Origin of the sequence: Legionella worsleiensis, assembly GCF_001467535.1 — a bacterium.
Classification (GTDB): domain Bacteria; phylum Pseudomonadota; class Gammaproteobacteria; order Legionellales; family Legionellaceae; genus Legionella; species Legionella worsleiensis.
The window spans coordinates 1-14,331 of record NZ_LNZC01000031.1 but is presented as its reverse complement, the minus strand read 5'-3'; the positions used below and the strand labels follow the sequence as shown (position 1 = coordinate 14,331).

Below are 14,331 nucleotides of genomic sequence, written 5' to 3'. Positions count from 1 at the left end.
CAGTGCCTGGCGATACTGGATAAATTTTTGGTCCATGGTATAGTAATCCTCAGGTCAATTCACGTTATCAGACAACAGGCTCAGACATGTGCCTCTTAGTCTATGCTGCCTTGCTCGCTGTCTGCTCTATCAGACTCACACGGGTAGAATAGTTCTCAACCAAACAGCAATGACTTCTGTCCGATAACCCGTTCTTAACCCCCTGATATAAGGATTTGTTATGTGGGTGAAAATTCGTAATACCTTGGGACCGCTACTGCTTACTCTTTGCTGTCCTCCCTTTGTCATGCTGATGTGGTACACCAACACACAACTGGATGGTTCATTTACGCAATTATGGACCATGATAAGTCAAACAGGATTTTTTTCCACGCTATACACCATTTGGCAACCGCTCTTTTGGGGCACAAGCACGGCATGGATGATTATTGGATGTTTTGTGGTATTTGAACTGATCCTGATGCGCATATTGCCGGGAGCAACGTTTTATGGCCCCATTACACCAAAAGGAAATATCCCTGTGTACAAGGCGAATGGAGTATTGGCTTTTGTAACCACCATCACCACATTTTCAGTTGCCAGTTTTGGCTTAAAATTATTTCCAGCCACCATACTTTACGATAATCTTGGTGGTTTGTTTGCAGCACTTAATGTGTTTAGCCTGGTATTATGCCTCCTGTTGTATTTGAAAGGAAAATTCGCCCCCTCCTCTTCTGATGCCAGCAGCAGCAATAATGTAATATTTGATTATTATTGGGGTACAGAACTCTATCCCCAAATCCTGGGTTGGAATATTAAAAAGTTCATCACCTGCAGATTTGGCATGATGAGCTGGGGAATATTGTTACTTTCTTACTGCGCCAAACAAGTAGAATTGGGTGGCTTGACTAACTCCATGCTCATATCCGTTGCCTTGCAGCTCATTTACATAACCAAATTTTTCATCTGGGAAACAGGATATCTGCGCTCGCTGGACATCATGCACGACAGAGCTGGTTTTTATATTTGTTGGGGCTGTATGGTTTGGGTTCCTTGCATCTACACCTCCCCCAGTATGTACCTTGTTCTCCATCCCATTAACCTGAGCTTTGGATGGGCAAGCGTGATCTTTATCTTGGGCGTAACCTGCATCATGATCAACTACCTGGCTGATAAACAACGGATGATGACCAGAGAAACGCAGGGTAATTGTCGAATTTGGGGTAAAAAACCCAAAACATTGGAAGCTCATTACACCACTGACCTGGGCAAGGCTGAAAAAACCCTGCTCCTTGCTTCTGGCTGGTGGGGCGTTGCGCGACATTTTCACTACGTACCTGAAATTGCAGCGACTTTTTTCTGGTCTGTTCCTGCGTTATTTACCCACTTTTCACCCTATTTCTATGTATGCTTCTTAACAATATTACTTCTGGACAGAGCTTTTCGTGATGACAAGCGATGTGCGCAAAAATACGGTAAAGACTGGGCTAAATATTGCGAGTTAGTTCCCTATAAAATAGTGCCATTAATTCTTTAATACGAAGTAATAACAAAAAAACGATAACGCCCCAAAATCTGCTGGTTGGGGCGAAAAGTTATTCGGCACGAAGTTTTTCATATCCGGCTTGTTTTTTAATATCTTTTTTTCTGATACAGTCATATATCGTGTGAAATTAACTACAAGGTCAAGGAATGATGAAAAAAATTTTAGTTATCGCTATGTGTTTTTTTAACCTTGCCGGATTTGCCTGTTCCAATGCTTTGCCAACAGATAATCCTGGTTTTTGTGCTTCGTTCAAATCAGCAGCAACGTGCTACTGCACCTCTTCTGGAATTCCTGCTGGCATGTGTCAAGATATGAATACCTTATACCGTAGGATGGTAGGTACTTTTGGTTCATTACAAAAAGCCTGCGAGTTCCAGCGTTACACCACTACCCAAGATTGCATGGATAACTGGAATTGTTATTTATTCGGTGGTACTGATTCACGCGGCAGATTATGCAGCGCTACCCGTAAACCCTGTCAATAACCTATTTAAATCAGAGTAAATTATTGTGTTTGAGAAACAGTTTTCTTTTTTTCTGCTTATGTCTTTAACGTTTATTTCATTAAGTTCTTATGCCAAATTAACGGGAACTGTTCAGAAACACCATCCCTTTTATGCAGGAGTGTCCGGCGGCTTTGGCTCCACCACTTGGAAAGGGTTGGTTCCTGATTCAAAAAATCAAAATATGGCTCTGATGATGTCCACCCCTACCGAAGTTAAAGAAGGTGGGGAAGTATGGGGGCTTTTTGCTGGCTATGAACTGAGCCCCTATTGTTCTATTGAAACAAGTTATTTGCGTTACCCTGATGCAACAGTTTATTTTGATCCGTTCAGTCTGTTCAGCTTTAATAATGACAACCGAATTGCGTTCACCTCTAAAACCGAAACAGTTAATTTGATGGGCAAAATAATGCTTGTCGTTCCCAATTCCCCCATCAAAATTTATTCAAGCGCCGGGATTGCTGAATTACACAGAGACGACATACTCGTTAACGAATGGCTTTTAACACCTTCTTTTGGCGCAGGGATCAATGTCACCTTGTCAGAACACTTAATGGCCGAATTAGGCGCTAATTACACAGCAGGATTTGGTGAGTCTCAACTGGAACCTACCTCATCCTATATGCCTTTTCTTTATTCCGTATCTTTGCGTTTGGGTTATTTCTTTTAAACAGTAAGTCCAAATAATTAATTCACGCAGTTCCGTACACTTTGATTGGATATGAGCTTTCTAGCCCGTTAAATATTCAAATATCTTATAATTTGTTCGATTTGTTTTTTTGAAGACTTCAAGCCATCAACAATTAGATCAGCCTTATCCTTAAACCTGCTGTCGTCAAATAAAGGTCTTGATTCATTCAAGTAACTTTCTAATTCGTTTAAAAGTTCTTCTTTAGATTTATCAGTATTTTTATAATCTCTCAGCACCCACCGACATAAAGAAACATCTAAGGGGACGTTAATATGAATCCAAGTATCAATATAATCTGCTGTCTGCCGGTGAAATCGACCTAATGGTGCATCAAAAATAATATATTGCCTAGGGTTAACAACGAGATTCTTTGCTGGGTGGATGATTGATTCCCCAGACTTAAGAGCTTTCAGAACCTCGGCTAATTTTGGGTAGTCCCATTCGGTATAATTTTCCCCTCTTTTGTACCAATCAATATAATCTTCAGGGCCTCTGGAAATCTCATCAAAATCATCCCAAGCGATAACGGGGCTTTGAAAATATTTTGCAAGCTCAATAGTTAAGGTAGTTTTCCCAGCACCCATATTTCCGCTAATACCAATGATATGAGGGTTTGTAATTTTATTCATTTTCTGTGAGATCTTTTGACAACTCTTCTTCTATCTGCTCTATAGTTGATAATGCTTTCTTAATGTTATCAGGCAGTGACTCATTAATCTTATATTCTGCAAGTCCAATTGGTTTAGTCATATCCATTTTTAACCTCTTCTGAATAAGAACGGGGAGAAGCCAATAATATAAGAAAAAGAAATAATATTATACAAACAACCAAATACGCTGAATTTATTTTCATAATATTCGTTATGTTCATATGTATGATTTTTCCAGTTATCAGTAGCATTCTTATCGACTGCGTATGAAAATTCGTTATGCACCAGACAAATTTATTGGAAATGCCTTAGATCTTACAACTGCTCTGAAACCATATGTTTTTGGGACACTGCTTGTTACATTAGGCAGATATATCCTTTGTTGTGGAACACTTTATTCTGTTTTATTCTGTTCTATTCTCCGCCTCGTCATACACTTCGTTCTTATTCCTTTTACCAACAGCTATAAGGGGGGAAGTCGGGATATGTGTGTAAATAGGTCACTTCGAAGTTTCAATGGCATTTAACCTCTTGCTGTATATGGATTATAGGCAATTATCATAGAAAATAATTTACCATCCAAAAAAAGCAACAATATAGTCCAGTTTACGTTCAACTCTATCAGAGTTAAGACATAAGGTGGTATAAATTGAACGAATTGTTCTACTGGCAATAAAAATGGTCTATAGCCCATAAGCAGCAAGGGATATAGACTGTATGAATTATGAAAAGTCCTATTTTGACACGTATCCCGACTTCCCCCGATATAGACACATAAATACTCACATACCGGGTCAGGTGTTAGGAGAAAAAAGCGAAAGTATAGTACAATGTAAGGATAATCACGATATGAGTTATTTATGGCATCGACACAAACCGATTTAATTGAAAATTTGCATAATGATCTCTACGAATCGATGGATTTTGTAACGACTAAATTTATAGCCATATCAGAAGAGATAAAAAGTTATATTGTTTCTTATCAAAATTATAAGCTAATAGATCGAAAAGCATATAGTAACCCAAAAAACCCATTCGAAACTGTTGAAGATATTATTATATTTTTACGAAAAAATATTTCAGATAGTGTCATAAAAGAATTCGATGATATTCAACAACCAATTATTCAAGAATCACACAGGATGGCAGTTATTTTTGTATTTGAAGTCGTCGATGGTCAAGTTGTTGATACAAATGAATTGTCTCGAGAAATAAAAGAGTCTATTAATGATAAATTTAGTCAAGTAATTTATAAGGACGGAATGGGGCATATGGATTTGGGCAATAGATTACCATCTGGTGTTTTATTTTATGTTCCAATGACAGATATAAGCCACTTCGAGGACTTTATAAACTCTTCTGGAACTTATATATGCATGCCGAGGCAAATCAGCATGTCTATTGCAATTGAAACATGTGAATTTGAAGCTTTTAATAAATTAATCAGACAAGAGGATGTTAGAGTATTGACCACGATCAGTCCTATAAAACATTCTTCTAAAATTGAGATCATCTTGACAATTCCGATCGATATTAGCGTTAAAATGTATGAAATTATGCTAGCAAGTTTATGGGTTGAAATGATTTATTGCCCTCCTGAGTTCATCCAGAAAGTAGATAACGATGAACTTGTTAACCGTGCCAAACAAAACGGTATTTTTATTCGTACTGCTCTTATAGAAAAAAATCAGAGTAACGCAATTGCACAATTGAGATCAGACACTGTGTTGCGACATAGTACGTTTCGTATACCAGTTCACAGTTTTCGCGAATATAAGGTGCATAGCAAATTTTGGGAACTTGTTCCCGTTATTGATGGTTATTGCTATATAACAACATGGCAACTTGCATGTATAACTGGAAATAAACCAATTATTGAATGCCTGGATAATTTTGGGGTAACACCTGAATCGATTGATAAAAATTTGCTCGAAAAGATTGATTTGTTTATTTTAAAGGCTGGCTCACTTCCCCTGACATCTGAGTTTTTCTCGGCTCATGACTCAGCTTTGACCCATGCGACTCAACAAATGCGATTATTATATTTATGCTTCGGACAGATATTCAGTGATGTGCTTCCCCCCATAGCCAGGACTGGTGTTTTGGGTGAACTATTGAGTTCTATTGTTGATGACACTAACCTATTAAATTCCCAATCATCAACTACTCCAAGCCCCCTTTAAGACTATACTTATCGCAGTCATCACATAATAGAGAACTTGATGGAAGAAAAACGGGTAAGAATTAAAAAAATAATCATCTTTGATTATCAGATAAAAGAGGATATTGATTGCTATGTAAATGGAATTGTTGAGCATTCAAATGAAATTTTTATGCTTTTTACTATGGATCTGCTTTATAAAAATGCTTGTTTGAATCTGAAGTATTCAGAATATCTTAAACAATTTGATTATCCTGACGTGGTCAAGCAATTTCGGACACACCAGTTAAGCAACTTTTATTAAAATCTGTTCTTCATCGGGGGAAGTCGGGATACGTGTCAAAATAGGACTTTTCATATTTCATACAGTCTATATCCCCTGCTGCTTATGGGCTATAGACCATTTTTATTGTCAATAGAACAACTTGTTCAATTTATATCACTTCATGTCTTAACTCTGATAGAGTTGAACGTAAACTGGACTATATTATTGCTTTTTTTGGATGGTAAATTATTTTCTATGATAATTGCCTATAATCCATATACAGCAAGAGGTTAAATGCCATTGAAACTTCGAAGTGACCTATTTACACACGTATCCCGACTTCCCCCCATCTACGGTCTGATTATCACGATTACTAGACTTAGTGGAAAATAATCAGACTGGGCATGACTGATAACCAACCACCAATATACTAGTGTGAGTAAACAGGAAAAAGAAAACTAATTATATATATGAATTTTAAATAGACAAGGGACTTATTTTTATCCGACCAGTTGATGTATTCATATTAATAGCATCTTTTATGAAGCTATCTAAATAATTAATATTTACTACTGGGAGGATAAAGGATAATACTTCCGATTCTTCCTCTCTTGACACAAACTTGAAATTATTACCTAATTTAACTTTATGCAAAACCCATCTAAACTCGTCAACTTCTGTTTTATCGGGATTGTTATAATCCACAACCCATATGCTAGCGTTTGTAACAATAACTGGAGTAATATAAGAAACACCAGAACTTGCACTTTGTATAAAAGCAGAAATAGCATCATTAATTTGTAATTGTGCTTTATAAAAATTATTTTCATCATCATTTCGGGAGCTTTTTTTCAACTCCTTAGTATTATTGTTAAAGAAATCCCCCGTAAACGTACAAAAATTTTCGCCTTCAAAACCCACCAGTCGGAAATTCGTGCCCTCGATATTACGGCGACGCATATCGGCCATATTATCTTGCTCAACAGACTCCTTAACCAGAATTAAAGCAGAAGAGCTATCAGTGCCTTTACACTCAATAATAAAATGCCTATCTACATACTTATTAGCAAGTAAATCGATTTCTAAAGACTCATCATTTAATTTCACTAAAACATTATGCTTAGTACAAAACCCATTTTTTTCAAAAATGCTCTTCGTTTTAAATTCCAGATTAAAACCATATTTATTAGCTGCAGTTTTTACTAACTCTTCGTCTATCACCCCAAACACCCCTATAAAATTGTTAGGCAGCATTTTCTATTTCAACAACCAATCCTAAATGATCTCGATCAATCATATCTTGCAAACAAAGTCGAACAAATTGCTTTTTAGAGTATCCTAGCAAATCAGCATATTCAGCAGCTTTTTTGGGACTAATAATTCTTCTTCCATGCTCTATGTCACATAAAACCTGTCTGGAAACTCCTAGCATTTTAGCAAATTCAACCTGACTTAACTCTTCTCCCTGACGAATTGCAAGGATAAAAGAACCTAAGGTCAATTTTTCGCCCATAAGATTTTCAAGATATTTCAATGTTTCTTGTGTGTCTTTAGTAATCATGTTTGTTCACCTCAATAATTTCTACAATTTCCATTTGCCCAGCTTTATCAATAATATAAATGGCACGATATGACTTTGATAATCTAATCGAACGCTACCCCTTACGATCTCCATATAAGGGCTCATCATGATATCCAGGTATTTTTCTAACCTCACTTAAACCATCATGCCCTACAGCATTAATCCATGCAGTTAATTTAGCTATAATGTGTTTAGGAAGTTTATTTAAGCTAGGTATTAATTTCTTCCTTAGCACAACATTATAAATTTCCAAGCTAATCTATTGTTATTGTTTTAAATATATTGTACACAAAAAACGTGTACAAATCAAGTTAATTGAAATATGTGGGGATAAAAACGGGGGGGATGTTTACTTTCCAGATATCACCGAATTAGAACACTTTGCATTAAACTGTTTTTTCCAAGAACAAATTCCATAGATTGCAAATGATGCAGCTAGAATTGTAAAAACATGAGATATGATCTCTATAATTTTTGCTGTACAATCCATTAACCGTTCCCCCTTTCGCAGCAGAAGAGGGTCAGATCTTGATTTTTGTTTTAAAATAGAGAAAGCAAAAAGCAAGATCTGACCCTCTATATTTGAAAATGCACTTAATTTAGAAGAGCTTGTTAACAAGGATGATAAAACTGTAGATGATACTGTAGCAATTGACTTTCAAATAGCCCGCTTTCGTAAAAAGATTGAAAAAGCTGAGAGACGAGGTCAAGATTTTATAAATAAGGATGAATTGGACGCAAAGCTTCGTGAAGAAATGAAATTTACTGATATGAGAATGACTATACGTGGCTACCAAAATGGTGGAATGGGAGGAGGTTACTTTCGTGAACCTGTTCCTAGAGATAGTCAACAGAAGCGACAAAATGCACTTGAATTTTTAGGCCTATTTACCCATAAAAGTGGTAATTTTTCCCAAAATGATACTGTAGTTAGTGAAGAGACCCCCTCTTTTAAAATAATTGGAAACTATAAACAACATATAAAGGCGGTGGCTATAATCATTTTATTATTTGTCCCCGCCTCTTCTAACGTAACGCTCCACTGATTTAGTCCCTTCCTGCAAATAAGAAAGTTCGTTAGGGCATAAACTCATACAATTTATACATGTAATCATAATTAGAAGAAATCTACTGATCCATCGTACTTTTCATCTGATCCGGGCATTTTTAAATAACATTCTTGCGCATTATTGCTAAAGTTATGCACAATATAATATTGGTCGTAATCGTCATCATTTGCTTTCTTGTTATCTAATAGAAATAACGTGGCACTAACACAACCGATACCAAACAATAAAATAAATGATTTTAAATGCTTATTAATGAAATAAGCTCATTCTCCTTGAAATGATAGATATCGTATTAGCCCCGTTTCTGTAATTTAACCCTGTTTAGCATTATCTCGCTAGGCTCTTAATTCATGCTCGATGGCTTGTCTAACAAATTCATTAAGCTTAATTCCTCTATCAATAGCTGCAATTGCTGCTTTTTCGTGTAATGACTCCCCAACTCTCACATTGAAAGTACCTTTAAATGGTTTCTCAGGATTAATATTTTCTTTTTCGCACATAAGGAGATAATCATCAACAGCCTCTTCAAAAGCTTTTTTTAATTCTACAGCACTCTCGCCCTCATAATTTATCAAAGCTTTAACAAACTCAACTTTTCCAAAGAGAATCAGATCATCTTCATCAAGATGAATTGAACCATGATAACCTTTATATTTCAGCATATCTTTCATAGTAGCCCTTCCTTCTTAAGCTGCTCAATAATTTGTTTCAACATATACATTTTTATCACAGGTTTGGGGTGTGGTTTATGAAGCAAAATCGGAGAGTATATTTCCGATATAAATCTCACACGCGAGCCACTGGTTTTTCCAACGTTGCTCTCCTTATACCCAAAAGAAAGTAATAAGCTTTTCAACTCCTCCCAAGTAAAATCTGTGGGGCGAGTTATTAATCGTTCTTTTAATTTCTCTTTTTTTGTCATTATAAAGCCACACTTTTCTTTTTATAGAGTATATCATGTTAATGAATTTTCGCAACTAATTTCAGTTGCAAGTAGAAGTTAATTAATCGGGGGATTTATTTACGTCCCTACTCTTCTCTTTCCGCCAACATAAAATTAACAAGTAATTAGTAAATATATGTGGTTAACCAATCAAAGTTAAGTTACGTCTTATTCTTATGAGATAGATAACAATCAAGTATAAAAAATGCTGGTAGGGTATGCTAGGGTCATCTACTGATGAGCAAAATTTAAACTTGCAACAGGATGACCTCAAAAAAGCCGGTTGTAAAAAATTCTTTGTAGAAAAAATGACAAGTAGCAAAATTGATCGCCATGGCCGACCTAGGTCTATATATACATTCATCCACCTCTTCCACACGACCTCTTAAGGAACCATTTTTGATAAATGCATATATTTATATTTTTTAATCAGGGCATTATGTTCAAATACAATTCTAATTGGTATGGTTGATGAAGAACTTTCTGCCTCGTTTTTTTTAAATACTTTAAATCCATCAAAATAGGTAAGATTTCCTTTGCTAAGAGCTTTTTTCCCCATTTCAAGAATATGTTTTTTGCGCTTGGTGATTTTTGGTTCAATTTCTGCCCTTATTTCAAGGTGCATCTCCCATAGCTTATCTATATAAAACCTAAGAAGTGATGTAATATCTTGTTTATCCGTACCTTTTGCTTTTAATAGGTTGTTGATAGAATCCTTTCTAATTTTATCCATTACAGGGTCTTCATTTCCTTCCTGGCTATAATACTCATAGAAGTCATTATCACTTTTTAAACTAGATAAGATTACAGTGGGTTTAAGTTTTGTTACGTGATACTCGTCTCCATCAACCTCCTTTATACCATTTGAAATTTCGAATGCTGAAGCAGCAAATCCATAGTGTTGAGTATAATGTCGTAGTTCACTCATGAAGGAAAACACCGTACATTTTTTTAAAAAATCAGTTCTTTTCTGGTTAAAGATGTCCCCTTTATTTTTAATTAATTTTATATTCCTATTGCTGTACTGCATGTAATTATAAATACTTGCTAAGGTGTTGGATATACGTTGGTTCGCATGAATTCTAATACTGCCTAATTGTTGCTCATCAATTTGCTGCACACTTTTTTGAAGTGAATCTTCAAAAATATATGTTTCATAATCAAAGTGATTTAAAATTGTTATATGAAGTGCTTCCTCAAATTGTAAAGCAGCTAAAATCTCATTCTTGGCAAAAACAAGCCCATCATAATCTCTTTTATTTATTTCTACTTCATTGTTTGACCCTAATAAGGGAGAGATAAAATACTTGGTATTATTAAAATTCATTTAATTTCCTTATAAGCATTTATATATAGTTTGGCCTCATATCCACCTAAATCATAAATTTACAGAATCGTCCGTATGTTAGCAGAGTGGAGTTATTCCATTTTTCTACTCTGTCACCCAACGACAATCAACTAATTAGTTAATAAATCTGGTTAATTTATCTTCGTTATGAAATAAAATATTTATGAATAAGTTAACTCCAACGAATTTGAGTTATCTAGTATTTACAATTTCACAATCATCGATGTTATTTCGTTTAATGGAGAAGATCATTTTTGTATTAAATCTCAAAAACCTAAAAAATGACGTTGGCCATGAATAAAAAATAGTTATATTGATATTTCTTATCTCATCATTAATTGAGGCAATATTATCAGACAAGGAAACCAGAGTAGATCTATATTCAATATGATCGTTACAACTATACAGCTTCATATTTACTGTTGTTGAAACGTTCGGAAATAACACTAGAGACTCTAAAGATTTCTTATTTGGTTTGTTTAACAAGATTGAATTTTGGTTACCTTCAAAAGTCAGGTAATAATAATGTCCTTTGAAAAATTCAGACTTATTCCACTCGATTTTTAAAGGCGACTGTCCAAGATTTGTCAAAACTAATTTTATCCCATGGCCAGCATTATTTTGAAGTTTCGTGCGATCTATGTCTAATTTAAGCCAAGGTCGACTATTTTTTTCCGTAATAATAACTGCAATCATTGCGATGAATGCTGAAATAATTGATATTATCAAGCTAGCTGTCATTTTTTATTATCTCCTTATATATAATTTTAAATTAGCAGATCATCAGAAAAATAAACAATCCAAGACATTTCGGTGTTATCTCGTGCAAATAGCACGCACTCAGTCCAGAAATAGAACTGGATAAAATAGTCTATTTATTTATCGTTTTACGAATCATCAAAGGAGCACCTTGATGGTCAGTTAGTATTCACCACATAAGATTGACATTTGACATTAATGGCGATATCTTGATCAAAATGGATTGTATTTACAGGAGTTAAAATGAATAGCAAAGTTATACCTTCTTACGAACATTTTTGTGAATCTTTATACGAAGCAGTACTGGCAATTCACGACCAATCGGCTTCTTTAAATGATCGAATTTTAAATTTATCTAAACTTAATTGCACCCACAACGAACTGCTTGGATTAGTTAAGCAGGAATTTGCTGATTTTGACTCAAGCATTACATTCCCTAATTTCATGATTTTACCTAGGGTATTTAGTGAAGTGCAATTTAAAAAAGAAAGAGACCGCTTAATGTATTCTATAGATGAATACAGGGAGCTTTTACTAGTCGTTGCAGAAACAAAAAGAAAATATTGCCGCTACCATTAGCTTCAAGAGATTCGATGATCTTATTTTAGCTACTAAACACTAATTCTATTCTGCCAGACGCAATGATGTCTATTAACTTATAAGTTAGTAGACATACAGATATATTACAAAAAAAGTGTCTATTAAATCGAAAATAGATATATAATAGAATTTAATTCTATTAATCGATTTAGGAGACATTATAATGCGCCTTTTTGGCTATGGCCGTGTTTCTACCAGTCAACAGTCTCTAGAAATTCAAATAAGCTCTTTAATAAATGCTGGAGTAGCTCCAAATAGAATTTTTACAGACAAAATTACTGGAGCTATTATCGAAAGAGATGGTTTAAATTTATTGCGAATGAAAGTTGAAAACGGTGATATTGTATTGGTAACTAAACTTGACCGCTTAGGTCGGGATACAGCAGATATGATTAATTTGATAAAAGAATTCGATAAAATTGGTGTTTCCTTTAGATTTCTAGATGATGGAATAAGCACCGAAGGAACAATGGGAAAAATGGTTGTCACAATTTTATCGGCAGTTGCCCAAGCTGAACGGCACCGTATTCTAGAACGCACTAATGAAGGCCGAATGGAAGCAAAATTAAAGGGAATCAAATTCGGTCGTAAAAGAAAAATAGACAGAAGCAAAGTGCACACTTTAATTGCTTCGGGTATTGGCGCAAGCGAGATTGCCAAGCAATTAAGCATAGGACGCTCCACTGTTTATAAATTATTAAAAGACAGTTCGGTGAGTTAGAATGAAAATTAATCCAATAAACTAGCTCTTTCACTAAACAAATCGAAAAAATTGAACTGACCTTCTGAGCTTATTAAAGGATTTATAATGACGAGCATAATTAACCTTCTTGAAAACAGTGTTTCAAAGTATATAAAGGAGATGACACAACAAGCTACATTAACACAAAAATTATCTGAAGAGCTCATAGGAAATAAGCAGAGTGTACTAGAATGGTCAAAGGAAATGTCCAGGCCAATTAGGGAGTTTTCAGAATATTTCGAGAAATTAAGAAAGAATAGAGAGGAATTTATAGAAAATATTAGTAAACAGAGTGATTATTCAGCAGGTTTAATAATGAATGTTCTCTCTCCATTCCTAGCAAAAAGAGGTTGGTTTATTACAGGTGGTGAGTTTTCCTTTAAGGGTTTAAAAGCGCTTGCTACAGCGATTCAGAATACAAATGATACGGATAAAAATCTTGCAGATACACAAGAAAAAGAATTAGAAAACTTTTTTATTGATCACATCACCTCATTAAGTAAAACCTATCAAGAAGAGATTTTATTAACCTGGCCACATAGAAAAAAGATAATTGAATCAGCTTTTAAAGCACATCAAGAATCAATTTACGAGCTGTCTGTTCCTGTATTTTTATCCCAATCGGACGGTATATGTGAAGAAATATTCGGAAGTTACTTATTTACCGATCATAATGGAAAATTATACGATGTGGTAGAAAATAAAATCAATGAGGTCCCAAATAAAAGTAACTTAAGAAAGTCTTTTGTTCAGCTTTTAATAATCAAAAATGAAATGCGAACAAAAACATCTGATAGAGATATTAATAAAATAATTGATCCTTTCTATTGTCCTGTTAATAGACACGGCGTATTACATGGCCTAGATGTCGATTATGGTAATCGAGCAAATAGCCTTCGATGTATCAGCTTATTGTCGTTTTTAACTACAGTTAAGACATACTTCGATTAATAATAAGATAGCAGGTACTGGGAATTAGGTGTAGTTTTGTCAGGTTAGAATCAATCGGTTTAGGACAACTTGCCAATAAATTAAAACCACCACCCTATCCTGACGAAAACAAAGAGTTAGCCTGCGTCAATATAGGGTATACCTCAAATATACATCCTAATTAATCTGCTTCTATTATTAATATGATTAAACAAGTTATGATATAAATATTAGAAATAAAGAAATTAGAAAGACATTGAGAATGTTATGAATCAGCATGAAATGGCTTTAAAATGGGCAATTCAATACTTAACCTCAAAAAAATATTCAATCATTGGATACGAGAAGATTATTGAAACCTCCTATTCTGTTGTTTACAAAATGGATACATCAAAAAGCAGAATATATTTAAAACAAACACCTAAAGAGTTGTTTTTAGAACCAACTACATTAGCTTTTCTTAACAAACATCATTGTGTGTGTATTCCGGAGCGAAATGATCACCAATTCCGGCCGCATTTGATCGCAGATTCCGGAAACACTTGATCAGAGATTCCGGCAT

At 34.8% G+C, this 14,331-nt stretch carries 18 protein-coding genes; 10 read left to right on the top strand and 8 right to left on the bottom strand.

Features of this window, described 5'->3' with window-relative positions; translation table 11 throughout:
* The first annotated feature begins 220 nt into the window (after positions 1-220).
* The 3 genes from Lwor_RS11930 (at position 221) to Lwor_RS11920 (ending at position 2,698) form a co-directional block, all read left to right on the top strand.
* On the top strand, positions 221-1,516 hold the full coding sequence (locus Lwor_RS11930; protein ID WP_058494113.1) for a phosphatidylethanolamine N-methyltransferase family domain-containing protein: 1,296 nt from the start codon (positions 221-223) through the stop codon (positions 1,514-1,516).
* A gap of 155 nt (positions 1,517-1,671) precedes the next feature.
* Positions 1,672-2,010, top strand: a complete 339-nt coding sequence (locus Lwor_RS11925; RefSeq protein WP_058494112.1) for a hypothetical protein — start codon at positions 1,672-1,674, stop codon at positions 2,008-2,010.
* Positions 2,011-2,035: 25 nt separating this feature from the next.
* Positions 2,036-2,698: an outer membrane beta-barrel protein gene (locus Lwor_RS11920; protein ID WP_238584665.1), complete on the top strand. Its 663-nt coding sequence runs from the start codon at positions 2,036-2,038 to the stop codon at positions 2,696-2,698.
* Between the two features lie 68 nt (positions 2,699-2,766).
* Here the strand turns inward: Lwor_RS11920 and Lwor_RS11915 are convergent, their stop codons facing one another.
* Together Lwor_RS11915 and Lwor_RS14235 are read right to left on the bottom strand one after the other, a co-directional pair.
* Complete coding sequence (locus tag Lwor_RS11915; protein ID WP_058494111.1) at positions 2,767-3,348, bottom strand: AAA family ATPase; 582 nt, start codon at positions 3,346-3,348, stop codon at positions 2,767-2,769.
* The gene (locus tag Lwor_RS14235; protein ID WP_274519235.1) at positions 3,341-3,475 is read right to left on the bottom strand and encodes a hypothetical protein; all 135 of its coding nucleotides are present in this window, start codon (positions 3,473-3,475) and stop codon (positions 3,341-3,343) included. Before Lwor_RS14235 ends, Lwor_RS11915 begins: the two co-directional genes overlap by 8 nt.
* A 754-nt stretch (positions 3,476-4,229) precedes the next feature.
* Here Lwor_RS14235 and Lwor_RS11910 point away from each other — a divergent pair.
* Positions 4,230-5,552 (top strand): hypothetical protein, encoded by a 1,323-nt coding sequence (locus tag Lwor_RS11910; RefSeq protein WP_058494110.1) that lies wholly within the window; start codon positions 4,230-4,232, stop codon positions 5,550-5,552.
* 39 nt (positions 5,553-5,591) lie between these two features.
* Positions 5,592-5,834, top strand: coding sequence for a hypothetical protein (locus Lwor_RS11905; RefSeq protein WP_058494109.1), 243 nt, complete (start codon positions 5,592-5,594; stop codon positions 5,832-5,834).
* Positions 5,835-6,272: 438 nt separating this feature from the next.
* On the opposite strand, the gene Lwor_RS11900 is transcribed toward Lwor_RS11905, so the two are convergent.
* Both Lwor_RS11900 and Lwor_RS11895 read right to left on the bottom strand, forming a co-directional pair.
* Positions 6,273-7,049, bottom strand: coding sequence for a PDDEXK family nuclease (locus tag Lwor_RS11900; RefSeq protein ID WP_058494108.1), 777 nt, complete (start codon positions 7,047-7,049; stop codon positions 6,273-6,275).
* Entirely contained in the window at positions 7,039-7,356 is a 318-nt protein-coding gene (locus tag Lwor_RS11895) for a helix-turn-helix transcriptional regulator (protein ID WP_058494107.1), read from the bottom strand. Before Lwor_RS11895 ends, Lwor_RS11900 begins: the two co-directional genes overlap by 11 nt.
* A 752-nt stretch (positions 7,357-8,108) precedes the next feature.
* On the opposite strand from Lwor_RS11895, the gene Lwor_RS11885 reads away from it, so the two are divergent.
* Entirely contained in the window at positions 8,109-8,423 is a 315-nt protein-coding gene (locus Lwor_RS11885) for a hypothetical protein (RefSeq protein ID WP_147279869.1), read from the top strand.
* Positions 8,424-8,782: 359 nt separating this feature from the next.
* Here the strand turns inward: Lwor_RS11885 and Lwor_RS11880 are convergent, their stop codons facing one another.
* The 4 genes from Lwor_RS11880 to Lwor_RS11865 form a co-directional block, all read right to left on the bottom strand.
* The gene (locus Lwor_RS11880) at positions 8,783-9,118 is read right to left on the bottom strand and encodes a type II toxin-antitoxin system HicB family antitoxin (protein ID WP_058494105.1); all 336 of its coding nucleotides are present in this window, start codon (positions 9,116-9,118) and stop codon (positions 8,783-8,785) included.
* Positions 9,115-9,369, bottom strand: coding sequence for a type II toxin-antitoxin system HicA family toxin (locus Lwor_RS11875; protein ID WP_058494104.1), 255 nt, complete (start codon positions 9,367-9,369; stop codon positions 9,115-9,117). Before Lwor_RS11875 ends, Lwor_RS11880 begins: the two co-directional genes overlap by 4 nt.
* Before the next feature lie 406 nt (positions 9,370-9,775).
* Positions 9,776-10,717 carry a hypothetical protein gene (locus Lwor_RS11870; protein ID WP_058494103.1) on the bottom strand — a complete coding sequence of 314 codons (942 nt, stop codon included), beginning with the start codon at positions 10,715-10,717 and terminating at the stop codon, positions 9,776-9,778.
* Positions 10,718-10,930: 213 nt separating this feature from the next.
* Complete coding sequence (locus tag Lwor_RS11865) at positions 10,931-11,479, bottom strand: hypothetical protein (RefSeq protein WP_058494102.1); 549 nt, start codon at positions 11,477-11,479, stop codon at positions 10,931-10,933.
* Between the two features lie 261 nt (positions 11,480-11,740).
* Between Lwor_RS11865 and Lwor_RS11860 the strand changes: the two genes are divergently transcribed.
* The 4 genes from Lwor_RS11860 to Lwor_RS11845 all read left to right on the top strand — a co-directional run bounded on the left by Lwor_RS11860 (position 11,741) and on the right by Lwor_RS11845 (position 14,315).
* Entirely contained in the window at positions 11,741-12,076 is a 336-nt protein-coding gene (locus Lwor_RS11860) for a hypothetical protein (protein ID WP_058494101.1), read from the top strand.
* Between the two features lie 184 nt (positions 12,077-12,260).
* The gene (locus Lwor_RS11855; protein ID WP_058494100.1) at positions 12,261-12,818 is read left to right on the top strand and encodes a recombinase family protein; all 558 of its coding nucleotides are present in this window, start codon (positions 12,261-12,263) and stop codon (positions 12,816-12,818) included.
* Positions 12,819-12,905: 87 nt separating this feature from the next.
* A complete protein-coding gene (locus Lwor_RS11850; protein WP_058494099.1) occupies positions 12,906-13,790 on the top strand; it encodes a hypothetical protein in 885 nt (294 codons plus the stop codon).
* 246 nt (positions 13,791-14,036) lie between these two features.
* Entirely contained in the window at positions 14,037-14,315 is a 279-nt protein-coding gene (locus tag Lwor_RS11845) for a hypothetical protein (RefSeq protein ID WP_058494098.1), read from the top strand.
* Positions 14,316-14,331: the final 16 nt, after the last annotated feature.